Genomic DNA, 13697 nt, shown 5'->3' on the forward strand with positions numbered 1-13697 from the left:
AAACCGGATCGAAGGGGTTCGGGCAATGACCCACGGGGGGTTGACGTGAAGGGGCCATGTTCCGCATGAAACACGATTCACACACGACAACCTCTTGGTGGTCGATCGGCGAATGGCGCCTGGGATGGAAGGTCATCGCCGTTCTCGCATTGCCGATGATCGTCGCCGTCGTCCTCGGAGCCCTTCGCGTTCAGACGGAACTCGAAGAAGCCGCACAGCTGAGTTCCTCGTCCGAGCGCGCCCTCGCTGTGCCCGCCGCGATCAATCTCGAATCCGCGCTGTACGAGCTCGCCGAAGCCGCATCGGCACGCACTGACACCGGCCCCGCCACACAAGCGGTTTCGGACGCAATGGATCAACTGGTCGACGCCGCGCGCGCGTTCCAGTCCGACGACGACCTCAACGACCAAGTGACTTCGGCGCTCGCAGAGAGCCGTTCCATCACGGAGGAGGTCGCCGCCGGCGCGGTGGCTCCCGCACGCTTGGTTTCGCGGGTCGGCGAAGTCTCTCGCGCACTCTCGAGCACCTTCACCAGCGTCGTCGAGCATTCTCAGCGTCCGGCGCTGCGCGAAGAGGGTGGCCGACTCTCAGCACTCTGGGATGCGCGACGAGCACTGGCCGAACAACGAATCCTCTTCGGGTCAGGTGATCCGGACCAGCAGGCTCGTACCTCGATGGTCAGTGCCGCCGGTGCCGAACTGGTCGCTCTGAACAACCTTCTCGCCATCGACGGGAGCAACGACACCGTCCGGACCCTCAGCAACTCTGCTCAGAACCGGATCAACGCACTCGGATCAACCCCGTCGACCTCTCCTCTGGGGAGCCGCGTCGGTACCGATCTGAAATCCGGAAACGACCAGTACAACAGCCTGACCGACACCACCGTCACCGAGTTCGGCGATACCGTCACCGCTGAATCCAATGCAGCACGAACCGCAGCACTTCGTGACACTGCAATCGTGCTCGGCGCGGTCCTGCTGGCACTGGCCATCGCCCTCGTCATCAGCCGATCGCTCATCGATCCGATCCGTCGGCTGCGATTTGCCGCATTGCAAGCAGCACGACGCGGACTCCCCGACGCGATCGAACGAATTCGCGCAGGTGCCAGTATCGACGACGTCGACTTCGCCCGTGTCCCGATCCGCACCCACGAGGAAATCGGCGAGCTTGCACGCGCGGTGGACGACATGCACGGTCAGGCCATCACGCTGGCCGGCGAGCAGGCCACCCTGCGGCGCCAGGTCAACGACATGTTCGAAACGCTGTCGAGGCGTAACAAGTCCCTCGTCGACCAGCAACTCGGTTTGATCGAACAGTTGGAGCAGGACGAAGACGACCCTCGTCGCCTCGAGAATCTGTTCCGGCTCGACCACATCGCCGCGAGAATGCGTAGAAACGGCGACAACTTGTTGGTTCTCGCCGGAACCGATGTACGCCGCGCCAGAACCGCCCCCGTCGCTCTCGGCGATATCCTTCGTGCGGCGGTATCAGGCGTCGAGGAATATCGACGCGTCGAACTCGGGCAGATACCGCCCGGAGTCGTCACCGGTCATGCTGCCCCGGACGTCGTTCACCTCATCGCTGAACTGCTCGACAATTCTCTGCGGTACTCCCCACCGGAGACCACCGTCTCCATCAACGCTGCCCGCACCATCGACGGCTCCATGATCGTCGAGATCGCAGATCTCGGTATCGGCATGTCGCCTGCCGATATCCTCGATGCCAACGAGCGCCTCGCCGCCGGCGGCGAGATGAGCGCGGATACAGCGCGTCGCATGGGTTTGTTCGTCGTGAGCCGAATCAGTCGTCGCTACAACATCTCTGTGCGCCTGCGCCCGACGGCAACGTCGTCGACGCACAGCGGCATCACCGCAACGGTGCTCCTACCGACGTCGATACTCGATTCTTCTCGGAGACCCGAGATCCGCACGCCGCGAACCGGACCCGTGCCCACGCTCGATCGGACTCCGCCGCCCGCACCGTCTGAACCGTCCTGGTCAAAGCCCGTCCCGACCGAATTGGCACCCCCGCAGCCTGCGACCAGAAGTTTCGCAGATCTCCCGCGTCGAACGCCCAGCAACAGCACCGACCGGACTGAGACGTTCGCCCCGATCACACCGCAATCCATTCCCACGACAACAGCGCCTTCGGGGTTGCCACGTCGCACTCCGGGCACAAGTGGAGTACCGGCGGTCAGTACCTCGACTCCGACCACTGCTGCACCCGCCACCTCGGTGTCGTCCTTCGCTCCTCTGCCCGATCCCGAAGGCACAAGCGCATCGACGTCCCTTCCCGTGCGTACTCCTTCGCCGGAATTCACCTCGCCGGCACAGGGTCCCGAGATCCCGGTGGGTCCACACCCGTCGACAACCCCGCCGCCACGGCACCGGCTCTCAGCCCCGACGCCGACAAATACTGCGGCGTTCTTCTCCTCGCGCACCCGTGACGGGCTCTCTGCTCGCGCATCGGCGCGCGCTGACGGCGCGGGAGAGGGCAACTCGAACGGCGTACTCGCTGCCCCGACCACGATGCCGATTTTCGCCCGGATGGTGTCCGAGTGGCTCGTGGACCCGACGGCGGAGACTTCAGCCGCTTCCACCGGCAGTGCGTGGACCACCGACGCGGATCAAGGCTGGCTGGCCGCTCGGACCTCGTTCGAGATGCCGGTCACCAAGATCGCCGATTCCGGACTTCCCATTCGAGACCGCGGAGCCCGCCTGGTTCCCGGCGCCGTCGGGAGAGGTGGAACGACACAGCGCCATGCATCCAATCCGGCGGACGTCCAACGTGGTTGGAGCAGTTACCAATCCGGAGTACAACGAGGGCGTCGGCGCGCTGCCGACCATCAGCCCGATGGCGGACAGTCTTTCGAATCGTCCACGATGTTGCACAACGATGAAGGAGAACAGTGAACACTGTCGGAGCCCAAGAGACTCCCCGCGCACTCGACTGGCTGGTATCGGCTTTTGCCCGAGACGTGCCGGGTGTGAGTCACGCGATCATCGTCTCAGCCGACGGGTTGTTGACGGCCTCGAGCACACATCTTCCGCTCGATCGGGCCGATCAATTAGCCGCTGTCACTTCCGGACTCGCCAGCCTGTCCGCGGGGGCGTCACGCCTCTTCGACGGTGGAGCCGTCATGCAGTCCGTCGTCGAGATGGAGAACGGCTACCTGCTTCTCATGGGCGTCGGTAGTGGCGCTTACCTTGCCGCTCTCGCTGTCGCCGGATGCGACATCGGCCAGATCGGTTACGAAATGGCGACTCTCGTCGATCGCGTCGGCACCACCATGGACATTGCCCCGAGAACATCGCAGGGTATTTGAGTTCGATGCCTCACCATCAATCCGAGTACGACGACGCCGAACCGAGCTTGGTCCGGCCGTACGCGCTCACCGAAGGTCGGACCCTGCCGTCCATCGACCTCCCACTCGAAGCGATCATCGCGACGATCGAAGACGCGGTCTCGAACAATCTTGCACCGCAGGATATTCGTGCATCGATCGTCGCACTCTGCGAGCAGCGGATCTCGGTTGCCGAGATCGCTGCCCACCTGGGTGTTCCGATCGGAGTCGTGCGGGTACTGGTCGCCGACCTCGTAGTAGCCGGATCACTGGAAATACATGCCACTCTGCGAAGCGACGCATCTCGAGTCGAGCGACGCGAACTGATCGAAAGGACCCTCAGTGGACTTCGGGCACTCTGACTCATCGTCTCGCGTGAAATCGACAAAAATCGTGATCGCCGGGGGTTTCGGTGTTGGCAAGACAACACTTGTGGGGACCGTCTCCGAAATCGTCCCCCTTCGCACGGAGGCCATGGTCACCGACGCCAGCGACGGTATCGACAATCTCGGATCCACTCCCGACAAGAGCACCACGACGGTCGCGATGGACTTCGGGCGCATCACTCTCGCCGACGACCTGGTCCTCTATCTGTTCGGAACCCCGGGACAGCGCCGCTTCTGGTTCATGTGGGACGACCTGATCACCGGTGCGATCGGTGCGGTCATTCTGGTCGACACGCGTCGCCTGGAAGACAGCTTCGCCGCAGTCGACTTCTTCGAGGCGCGAGGCCTCCCGTTCATCGTGGCGGTCAACCGTTTCGACGGCGCGCCAATCCATTCGGCGAGCGATCTCCGCCAGGCGTTGGCTCTACCCAACCGGGTTCCCATGATCGAGATCGACGCCCGAAACCGCGAATCAGCCAAACGCGCGCTGATCGCCGTCACCGAATACTCCCTCGAACGACTTGCAGCTGAAGCAGTCGTCTAGATGAATCACCAGATGCGAATCGTCGCCGAAAGGAACTGGCATGTCGGATGAAATGCACCATTTCTCGATGGGAATCTGGCTGCTCGGACTCGCCTACGTCGTGTCCGTGGTCGGGTCGGTAGTCGGCCTGGCGTGCACCAGGCATTCAGCGTCGGCGACGACAACCGCCACACGCATGCGATGGCTCGCCATGGCTGCCTTGTCGATCGGTGGCGTCGCCATCTGGCTCATGCATTTCATCGCCATGCTCGGCTTCGCGGTCCCCGGCAGTCCCATTCGATACAACCTCGGATGGACCGTGATCTCCGCGATCATCTCAGTAGGTGCCGTGTTTGTCGGCCTGCTGATCATCGGGACCGAATTTCGCTGGACGCGGCTTCTGATCGGGGGCGTGGTAACCGGTCTCGCCGTGAACATCATGCATTACACGGGTATGCGCGCCTTGCGCTTTCAGGGCGAGATCCACTACGACCTGCTCTTCGTTGCACTGTCGGTTCTCATCGCAGTCGTCGCCGGAACCGCTGCACTGTGGTTCACCATGGTGCTCGAGTCCACGATTCTGCGTTTCGTCGCCGGAATCATCATGGGCATCGCCGTCGTCGGTATGCACTACACCGGAATGGCCGCTGTCGAGGTTGTTCACGACGCGGCAGCCCCGGCGCCGCAGGGACTCGAAGTGTTCTCATTCCTCTTCCCTGTCTTCGTTCTCGGCCTGCTGGCGTTGGCAGTTCCGATTGTCGCAGTGCTGACAGCACCCAACCGTGCGACGGCACGAATGGAATCCGCCGCCGACGATCTGGCGTTCGAAGCACGAGAGTTCGCGATCTTGAACTGAGCAGAGTACGGGGCGAGTTCACGTAAATCGACAACGCCCCGTACATTTCGGGGATGGTGGATGCCGGACACAACCCCCAGCCATCGACTCGCGCAACGCTGGTCGTGATCGGTGGTTTGCCGGCCACCGGCAAGTCGACGATCGCGCGGGCGCTTGCGCAGCGTCACCAAATCCCCTTCATGCGGATCGATACCATCGAACAGGCGCTGATACGCAGCGGTATCGCTGACGGGTCCGGGACCGCCGGATACATCACCGGGTACGCGCTCGCCGCCGAACAATTGCGACTGGGACTTTCGGTCGTGGTCGAATGCGTCAACCCCGTCGAGGCGACACGTAACGCCTGGTCCGCTACCGCACAACATAATTCGGCGCGCCTGCTCGGTGTCGAGGTCATCTGTTCGGATCCCGACGAGCATCGCAGACGCGCTGAACGGCGAGTCGTCGACATCCCGGATCTCGTACTACCGACGTGGCAGGAAATTCTGGATCGAGACTACGAGCCGTGGACTACGGAACGGCTGGTGCTCGACACCGCAATCATGGACTCCGACAGTGCAGTACGACGCATCACAGCCAAGATGCTGTAGCGTGCGAGCTGCTCACAAGGTGAGAACGAAGAATGCGCTGTTCGGGTCTTCGCGGTAGTTCCCGAACGGTGGACAAGGCACGAACCCGAATTTCGCGTACAACCGGCGAGCTGGATCGAAGAACTCTTGCGTACCGGTCTCCAATTCGAGTTGCCGGTAACCTCGTTGTCTCGACTCGTCCACGACGTGTTGAAGAAGTCGCGTTCCCACGCCACGCCCCCTTGCTGCCGATGACGTTCGCATCGACTTGATCTCGCCGCCCGCCGACGACCGTTCCTTGAGTGCGACGCAACCGAGTAACTCGTCACCTTCGCTCCACAGCGTCCACATGGTCACAGAGCTATCCATCAGCCCCGTGACGTCCAGCGCGTGAACGCTGTCCGCGGGCGAGGTCGCGTGCATGTCGGCGAGATGTTCGGTGAGTAGAGCACGGACCGCATCCCGACTCAGGTCGTCAATTTCGATTCGCACAGATCCTCACTGTCCTCTTCGCTTCCGGCAGTACCGAATGAAAGTATGACTGTCCTTCACTTCGCCGAAGGCTTGGCCCGAACGTGGATGCGTTCTCCTTGGGGGCCGAACAGACTCAGTACCTCGACCGGGCCGCGCCCGTCACTGCCGAACCAATGCGGGTTTCGGGTGTCGAATTCAGCAGCTTCACCCGTACCCATCACGATGTCGTGATCGGCCAACACCAACCGCAACCTCCCCGACAACACGTACAGCCATTCGTAGCCGTCGTGCACTTGGGGATCCGGTTCCGTCTGGCTTGCCGGGATGGTCATCTTGAATGCCTGCAACCCACCCGGTTGCCGAGTCAGCGGCAATACCGTTCGCCCACTGACGCTTCGAGGCGCACTCTGGATGCGTGGATCGGCGACCTGCGGTGCCGCCACCAGTTGGTCCAACGGCACTTGGTGGGCAAGCGCGATCGGAAGCAGCAACTCCAAGCTCGGGCGACGCTCCCCCGCTTCGAGCCTCGACAGGGTGCTCTTCGAAATACCGGTGGACTCGGACAGCGCTGTGAGTGTGACGTTCCTCTGTGTACGAATGCGTTTGAGGCGCGCGCCGATCTGCGAGATGGCGGCATCGATGTGCGGACCGTTGACATTCATGGTGCCGAGTGTGACGGCGATTCCCAGAAATGGCAACATTAGTTGCTGAAGAACCCCCTCCGCGAGCAATCTGTGCTCATGCGAACACACACTGAAACTGAGATCCTCGACGCCGTGATCGTCGGCGGTGGCGCCGCCGGACTCAGCGCAGCCCTGGTGTTGGGTCGTGCTCGGCGCTCGGTCGCCGTCATCGATTCCGGCAAACCGCGCAACGCACCGGCAGCACACATGCACGGCTTCCTCTCGCGCGACGGCATGGCGCCACGTGAGTTGCTCGCCGTCGGACGCAGCGAATTGCAGACGTACGGAGTGGAATTGACACAAGATGACGTAGTCGACATCTCCTGGCGCGGTATCGAACCCGGCTTTGTCGTCGAACTTTCAGGAGGCACGACGCTCGAAACTCGTACTGTGCTGGTTGCCACCGGTCTACGGGATTCACTCCCGGAAATACCAGGCATCCAGGAGCTTTGGGGACAAAGCGTGCTCCATTGCCCGTACTGCCATGCGTACGAGATCAGCGACCAACCGATCGGCATTCTCGGCGCAGACGCTCGCGAGATGTCACTTCACCAGGCGTTTCTACTCCGACAGTGGTCGTCGGATGTGACGTTCTTCCCCGACAAGATCTCGCTCACCCCCGACGAACGCGCGCGACTGGCTGCCCGAGGAGTGACGGTTGCCGACGGATCGGTATCTGGATTGGTCTGCGAGAAAAGCAAACTGAAAGCCGTCGAACTCGACAACGGCCAACTTGTTGCGCGCTCAGCACTGTTCGTTGCGCCGCGTTTCGTTCCGAACGACGCACATCTGACGCGACTCGGCTGCAAAACCAGCCCCACGGGATTCGTGGCTGTCGATCGTTCCGGCGCCACCAGTGTTCCTGGTATCTGGGGCGCCGGCAACGTCGTCGACCCTCGCGCCCAGGTAATCAATGCTGCGGCGGCAGGTTCGACCGCGGCAATCGCGATCAACGGATATCTGGTCGAGCAAGATGTCGAATCGGCTCTTCGTTCGACCGAGCCGGAAGGGGGCTTCTCGGCGACCGTGGAGCAACGCGTCTGCGAGTTGAACGGCGGCAGCGCCCTCCACGGCATGTGACCGAGGTGTCTACGTCGCGGGGCCGCCGTGCAACTTCTCGTAGGCGGCCTTCTCGGCGTCGTGGCGCGAGATCTTCTTCGGGTTCTCGAGGTCGGAAGGCAAACCGTGACGCTCGAGGCGGCGCGACCTGTTCTGAGCCATGTAGGAGACCGAATAGAACAGTGCCAGAAGCACTCCGAGCAGCACCATCGATGCCCGCAGGGCCCACGGTCCGGGGAAGAGCATGAAGGCCGCGAACACTGGAATGAACGGCACCATGCTTCGGATCAGGTGACGCGGCACGGCCCAGTCACCGATCAGGTCGTTTCGTACCCAGTCCTGCATCGAATCGGGCAGTTTGCGCCCCACTGAATAACCCAACCACTGAAGAGGATTCGGGCTCGTACGTTGCTTTTTGGAAGTCACGGAAGTCACCTGTTCGGTACGCATCGACGGTACTGACGCAGTCATCACGTTTCTTTCGGATGCAGTCATCACATTTCTCTCATTGGTCCAAGGCTCCGGCGCGGAGCGCGGCCTCGTTGACCCGCGTCAGAACATTGTGGAGTTCTTCGAGTTCGGCGAGGCTGACGCCGAGCTTCGCGACAACCGCCGGCGGGATCTTCTCCGCCTCCGCGCGCAGTGCCACACCGGCTTCGGTGAGGTCCACGTCCAGTTGCCGTTCGTCGGCGCGGCTACGGGTTCGCGTGATCAGTCCGGACGCCTCGAGTCGCTTGAGGAGCGGCGACAGCGTCGGCGAATCGAGTTGCAGTGCCTGCCCGATTTCCTTGACCGCCATCGGCGACTTTCCCCACAGTGCCAGCATCACCAGGTACTGGGGATGCGTGAGGCCCATCGGCTCGAGCAGTGGCCGGTAGACGGACAGCACCGCCCGGTTCGCGACCGCAAGTGCAAAGCACACCTGCCGGTCGAGAGCCAGCGGATCATCCATCTGCGTCTGCGGAGCCTTCGTCGTCATGAATCCGATGTTATCAGATTAATTAGTGCAGCAACTATTATTGCACTAATCAATCTGGCGACGATCGTCACTCTTCTCCAACGTCGACGTGGGTTGCCCGGTGAGACCCACGTGCGCTTCCGCCCTCATTCGCTCCACCATGTGCGGGTAGTGCAGCTCGAACGCCGGACGCTCACTGCGGATGCGCGGTAACTCGGTGAAGTTGTGACGCGGCGGCGGGCAGGTGGTTGCCCACTCCAGCGAGTTTCCGTAACCCCACGGATCGTCGACGGTGACAACTTCGCCGTAGCGGTAGCTCTTGAAAACGTTCCAGATGAACGGAAGCGTCGAGGCACCGAGCACGAAGGCAAAGATCGTGGACACCGAGTTCAGCACCGTGAACCCGTCCGAGGGCAGGTAGTCGGCATAGCGACGCGGCATCCCCTCGCCGCCGAGCCAGTGCTGAACGAGGAACGTGCCGTGGAAACCGACGAACGTGGTCCAGAAGTGCCACTTGCCGAGACGCTCGTCCATCATGCGACCGGTCATCTTCGGGAACCAGAAGTAGATACCGGCGTACGTGGCGAACACGACCGTACCGAAGACCACGTAATGGAAGTGGGCGACGACAAAATACGTGTCGGTGACATGGAAGTCGATCGGCGGGCTCGCGAGGATGACACCCGACAGACCACCGAACAGGAAGGTGATCAAGAAGCCGACCGAGAACAGCATCGGCGACTCGAAGGTCAACTGCCCCTTCCACATCGTGCCGATCCAGTTGAAGATCTTCACACCTGTCGGCACGGCGATCAGGAACGTCATGAACGAGAAGTACGGCAGGAGAACAGCACCCGTCGCGTACATGTGGTGAGCCCACACCGCGATCGACAGAGCTGAAATCGCCAGTGTCGCATAGACCAATCCGGTGTACCCGAAGATCGGCTTACGGCTGAAGACCGGGAAGATCTCCGAGACGATGCCGAAGAACGGCAGCGCGATGATGTACACCTCGGGGTGACCGAAGAACCAGAACAGGTGCTGCCACAACAGAACTCCACCCGACGCCGGGTCGAAGATGTGCCCACCGAGATGACGGTCGACGAACAGACCCATGAACGCAGCGGTCAAGAGCGGGAACGCCATCAAGATCAGAATGCTGGTGATGAAGATGTTCCACGTGAAGATGGACATCCGAAACATGGTCATACCTGGTGCGCGCAGGCAGATCACGGTGGTGATCATGTTGACCGCACCGAGGATGGTGCCGAGGCCACCGACCGTCAGACCGAAGACCCACAGGTCGGCGCCGACGCCGGGACTGTGCACCGCGCCCGACAACGGGGTGTACGCGGTCCAACCGAAGTCGGCAGCGCCGCCCGGCGTGAGGAATCCGCCGAGAACGATGAGACCACCAAAAGTGAAGAGCCAGAACCCGAATGCGTTCAGACGCGGGAACGCCACGTCCGGGGCACCGATCTGCAGCGGAAGTATGTAGTTCGCGAAGCCGAAAACGACGGGCGTCGCATACAGCAGCAACATGATCGTGCCGTGCATGGTGAACAACTGGTTGAACTGCTCGTTCGAGAGGAACTGCATCCCGGGGACAGCCAGTTCCGCACGCATGAACAGGGCCATCAGGCCGCCGATCAGGAAGAACACGAAAGCCGTGATCATGTACATGATCCCGATCTTCTTGTGATCGGTGGTCTTGATCATGTCGAACATCCACGACCCCTTGGGATCACGGCGCTTCGGGTACGGCCGCTCCGGAATCGGCTCCAACTCTCCGGTCCGCTCGTCCGGCACCGTTGTCGTCATGCTCGCGCGTCCTCTTTCGTGCTCGATACCGCCTCAAGAACTTTCCGCACGACCATATCGCATGTTAATAGTTAATGCACAAACTAAGTGTGGCCGACGTGAGCATCTATCGAAAACCGAACGTACGCAACCTTTTGCAGATTTCGGTGAGATAAAGTCAGGCGGCGGAATAGGTCGAGGGTCCGCCGCGTTGAACAAACCCGTGACTCTTCCCGACACATCGACAGCACCCGAGGCCTCCGCGTTGCGCGGCCTCTTCGAGCCTTTCGAGGTCAAATCACTCTCGTTGCGTAACCGTTTCGCCATGGCCCCGATGACGCGCGCCTTCTCGCCGGACGGAATCCCCGGCGCCGACGTAGCCGAGTACTACCGTCGTCGCGCAGCAGGTGGTGTCGGCTTGATCATCACCGAAGGCACGTACATCCCGGACCCGGCAGCCGGCCCGCACACCCGCGTACCGCGCATCTACGGCGATTCGAGCCTGGGTGGCTGGAAGTCGGTTGTCGACGCCGTCCACGCCGAAGGCGGATCGATCATTCCTCAGCTGTGGCACCTCGGAGTCGAACGCGGCGAGAACTCGCGCCTGAACCCCGAGGTCGAAACCGTCAGCCCCTCCGGCCTGGCACTGGACGGCACCCGCCTGGGACGAGAATTCACCACCTCTGACCTCGACGACTTGAAGCAGTCGTGGGTCGACGCCGCACTCAACGCGAAGAACACCGGCTTCGACGGTCTCGAGTTGCACGGAGCACATGGCTACCTGCTCGACGAATTTCTCTGGGCGGGAACCAATGTCCGAACCGACGGATACGGCGGATCACTCGAGGCCCGCACCCGTTTCCCGGCCGAGGTCGTCGCCGCAATCCGAGAGGCCGTCGGGGCCGAGTTCGCGATCGTCTACCGATTCTCGCAGTGGAAGTCCGGCCATTACGACGCTCGTATCGCCCAGAGCCCGGCAGAACTCGGCCGCATCCTCACTCCCCTGGTCGACGCCGGCGTCGACGTTCTGCATCCGTCCACGAGGCGTCATTGGGAACCGGCATTCGCTGAACTCGACGGTGAAGACGGCACACTCGGCCTCGCCGGTTGGACGAAGAAGCTGACCGGGTTGCCGACCATCACCGTCGGTTCGGTCGGACTCGATTCCGTGTTCACGACGGCATTCACCGGCGAAGCTGCATCTGCTGTCACCGGACTGGAGCGTCTCGAAGCTCAGTACGAGAGGGGTGAATTCGACATGGTTGCCATCGGGCGCGCGCTGCTCGCCGATCCCGAGTGGGTCGAGAAGCTCCGCACCGGACGCGCGGACGAGCACATCGCATTCACCGCAGAACATCGCACACACCTGAACTGACCTCGCACGACAAAACGGCACTCCCGCAATTGTGGGAGTGCCGTTTGTGGGTCTGCCGGAAGTACTAGCTGCCGAGCGTGACCGGGTCGGGGCCGATGCGGCCGGCCGGGTCGTCGAGAGCACCGATCGCGTTGATCTGTTCCGGTGTCAGTTCGAATCCGAAGACATCGAAGTTGGCGGCGATACGTTCGGGGGTCACCGACTTCGGAATCACCACGTTTCCGATCTGCAGGTGCCAGCGAATGATCACCTGAGCCGCGGTGACGCCATGAGCGTCGGCGATAGCGGTGATCACGGGGTCGCCGAGAACGGTTCCCTGTCCGAGCGGGCTCCACGCTTCCGTCGCGATTCCCTTGCCGGTGTGGAAGGCGCGCAATTCTGCCTGGTTGAATTTGGGATGGAGCTCGATCTGATTGAGAACCGGCACCTCACCGGTTTCGCCGATGACACGCTCGAGGTTCTCGATGGTGAAATTGGAGACGCCGATGGATCGAACCCGTCCGTCGGCCTTGAGCTTCTGGAATGCCTTGAACGTCTCGACGTACAGGTCATTGGACGGAACCGGCCAGTGGATCAGGTACAGGTCGAGGTACTCGAGACCCAACTTGTCGAGGCTCGCGTCGAATGCCGCAAGCGTCGAGTCGTAGCCTTGGTCGTCGTTCCACAGTTTTGTCGTGATGTAGAGGTCTTCGCGGGCGATGCCGGATTCGGCGATCGCGCGGCCGACGCCCACCTCGTTGCCGTAGATCTTGGCGGTGTCGATACTGCGGTAACCGGTCTTCAGGGCGGTGGAGACGGCTTCCTGCGTCTCGTCGTCCGGAACCTGGAACACACCGAATCCGAGTGCGGGGATCGTCTTACCGTCGTTCAGAACAATGGTCGGTACAGAGGTCACATCGTTGGTCTCGGTCATATGTGGATCCAACGCACGGGTGCCAGGAGGCATTCCCCACCGAACCTCCTCTTCGCACCCTTGTCGCACCCGAAATGCCGGTCTACCTTGGAATACAAGTAATCGAATCGCCTCGAGAAAAGAGAGAGCGATGAATCTCGGATATCGTCTCGCCTACAAGGTCGGCGTCACTCCATGGGAGCACACCGGTCACGGCTTCGACGCTCAACTGTCCGGCCTTCTGGATGCGATTCCCCTCCCGGAAGGTGGCCGTGCACTCGATATCGGTTGCGGCACCGGACGCCATTCCATCGAGCTGGCGCAACGCGGTTGGCACGTCACCGGCGTCGACGCCGAACAGGAACCGCTGGACAAAGCGCGCATACATGCACGCGAAGCCCACGTCGACGTCCGGTTCCTCCACGAGGACGCGGCAGACCTGCACATTGCTGTCGACGGCGGGCACATGCTGGTGCTCGACATCGGCTGTTTTCACGGGCTCACCGATCATCAACGACGGGACTACGGGAGATCCGTAAACGCGATCACCGCACCCGGGGCGTCCATGGTGATGTTCGCATTCGGACCGGGGCACCGTTGGCCGATGCCACACGGCGTCTCGGAGGAGGACGTCATGCGAGCATTCGACGGTTGGTCGATGGCCTCGAGCATGGCCGCGGACGTGAGTGAATCGCCACTTCCGGTCCGTGCGGCACATCCGTGCTGGTATCACCTGGTCCGTGGCTGACTGCTGTGCGCCTTTATTAACCGCCCGCGGT

15 protein-coding genes are annotated in these 13697 nt (G+C 61.9%); 9 read left to right on the forward strand and 6 right to left on the reverse strand.

From position 1 onward, the window contains the following. Positions 1–65: 65 nt before the first annotated feature. From BH682_RS22070 to BH682_RS22095, 6 genes are read left to right on the forward strand one after another with little or no spacing between them, the layout of a single operon-like run. Positions 66–2912: an ATP-binding protein gene (locus BH682_RS22070; RefSeq protein ID WP_223304419.1), complete on the forward strand. Its 2847-nt coding sequence runs from the start codon at positions 66–68 to the stop codon at positions 2910–2912. Continuing rightward, the gene (locus BH682_RS22075) at positions 2909–3325 is read left to right on the forward strand and encodes a roadblock/LC7 domain-containing protein (protein WP_003940329.1); all 417 of its coding nucleotides are present in this window, start codon (positions 2909–2911) and stop codon (positions 3323–3325) included. Before BH682_RS22070 ends, BH682_RS22075 begins: the two co-directional genes overlap by 4 nt. Before the next feature lie 5 nt (positions 3326–3330). After that, positions 3331–3705, forward strand: a complete 375-nt coding sequence (locus BH682_RS22080; protein WP_007727785.1) for a DUF742 domain-containing protein — start codon at positions 3331–3333, stop codon at positions 3703–3705. Then, positions 3686–4273 carry a GTP-binding protein gene (locus BH682_RS22085; protein WP_003940118.1) on the forward strand — a complete coding sequence of 196 codons (588 nt, stop codon included), beginning with the start codon at positions 3686–3688 and terminating at the stop codon, positions 4271–4273. Before BH682_RS22080 ends, BH682_RS22085 begins: the two co-directional genes overlap by 20 nt. A 40-nt stretch (positions 4274–4313) precedes the next feature. Further along, positions 4314–5108: an MHYT domain-containing protein gene (locus tag BH682_RS22090; protein WP_075834112.1), complete on the forward strand. Its 795-nt coding sequence runs from the start codon at positions 4314–4316 to the stop codon at positions 5106–5108. 53 nt (positions 5109–5161) lie between these two features. After that, positions 5162–5698: an AAA family ATPase gene (locus tag BH682_RS22095; RefSeq protein WP_075834114.1), complete on the forward strand. Its 537-nt coding sequence runs from the start codon at positions 5162–5164 to the stop codon at positions 5696–5698. Positions 5699–5710: 12 nt separating this feature from the next. On the opposite strand, the gene BH682_RS22100 is transcribed toward BH682_RS22095, so the two are convergent. Further along, complete coding sequence (locus BH682_RS22100) at positions 5711–6169, reverse strand: GNAT family N-acetyltransferase (protein ID WP_042451126.1); 459 nt, start codon at positions 6167–6169, stop codon at positions 5711–5713. A 56-nt stretch (positions 6170–6225) separates the two neighbouring features. Then, positions 6226–6852, reverse strand: coding sequence for a helix-turn-helix domain-containing protein (locus BH682_RS22105; protein WP_083954710.1), 627 nt, complete (start codon positions 6850–6852; stop codon positions 6226–6228). Between the two features lie 33 nt (positions 6853–6885). Here BH682_RS22105 and BH682_RS22110 point away from each other — a divergent pair, with 33 nt between their 5' ends. Beyond that, positions 6886–7914: an NAD(P)/FAD-dependent oxidoreductase gene (locus tag BH682_RS22110; RefSeq protein ID WP_075834116.1), complete on the forward strand. Its 1029-nt coding sequence runs from the start codon at positions 6886–6888 to the stop codon at positions 7912–7914. 9 nt (positions 7915–7923) lie between these two features. On the opposite strand, the gene BH682_RS22115 is transcribed toward BH682_RS22110, so the two are convergent. From BH682_RS22115 to ctaD, 3 genes are read right to left on the reverse strand one after another with little or no spacing between them, the layout of a single operon-like run. Next, complete coding sequence (locus BH682_RS22115; RefSeq protein ID WP_223304421.1) at positions 7924–8364, reverse strand: DUF5313 family protein; 441 nt, start codon at positions 8362–8364, stop codon at positions 7924–7926. A gap of 34 nt (positions 8365–8398) precedes the next feature. Next, positions 8399–8872, reverse strand: coding sequence for a MarR family winged helix-turn-helix transcriptional regulator (locus tag BH682_RS22120; RefSeq protein WP_003939892.1), 474 nt, complete (start codon positions 8870–8872; stop codon positions 8399–8401). 45 nt (positions 8873–8917) lie between these two features. Next, positions 8918–10672 (reverse strand): aa3-type cytochrome oxidase subunit I, encoded by a 1755-nt coding sequence (ctaD, locus tag BH682_RS22125; protein WP_046379038.1) that lies wholly within the window; start codon positions 10670–10672, stop codon positions 8918–8920. 202 nt (positions 10673–10874) lie between these two features. On the opposite strand from ctaD, the gene BH682_RS22130 reads away from it, so the two are divergent. Next, on the forward strand, positions 10875–12026 hold the full coding sequence (locus BH682_RS22130; RefSeq protein WP_075834118.1) for an NADH:flavin oxidoreductase: 1152 nt from the start codon (positions 10875–10877) through the stop codon (positions 12024–12026). 64 nt (positions 12027–12090) lie between these two features. On the opposite strand, the gene BH682_RS22135 is transcribed toward BH682_RS22130, so the two are convergent. Continuing rightward, positions 12091–12939, reverse strand: a complete 849-nt coding sequence (locus BH682_RS22135) for an aldo/keto reductase (RefSeq protein ID WP_075834120.1) — start codon at positions 12937–12939, stop codon at positions 12091–12093. A gap of 130 nt (positions 12940–13069) precedes the next feature. Between BH682_RS22135 and BH682_RS22140 the strand changes: the two genes are divergently transcribed. Then, on the forward strand, positions 13070–13666 hold the full coding sequence (locus BH682_RS22140) for a class I SAM-dependent methyltransferase (RefSeq protein WP_003940390.1): 597 nt from the start codon (positions 13070–13072) through the stop codon (positions 13664–13666). The last annotated feature ends 31 nt before the right edge of the window (positions 13667–13697 follow it).

It is taken from the genome of Rhodococcus sp. YL-1 (assembly GCF_001942025.1).
Taxonomy (GTDB): domain Bacteria; phylum Actinomycetota; class Actinomycetes; order Mycobacteriales; family Mycobacteriaceae; genus Rhodococcus_F; species Rhodococcus_F qingshengii.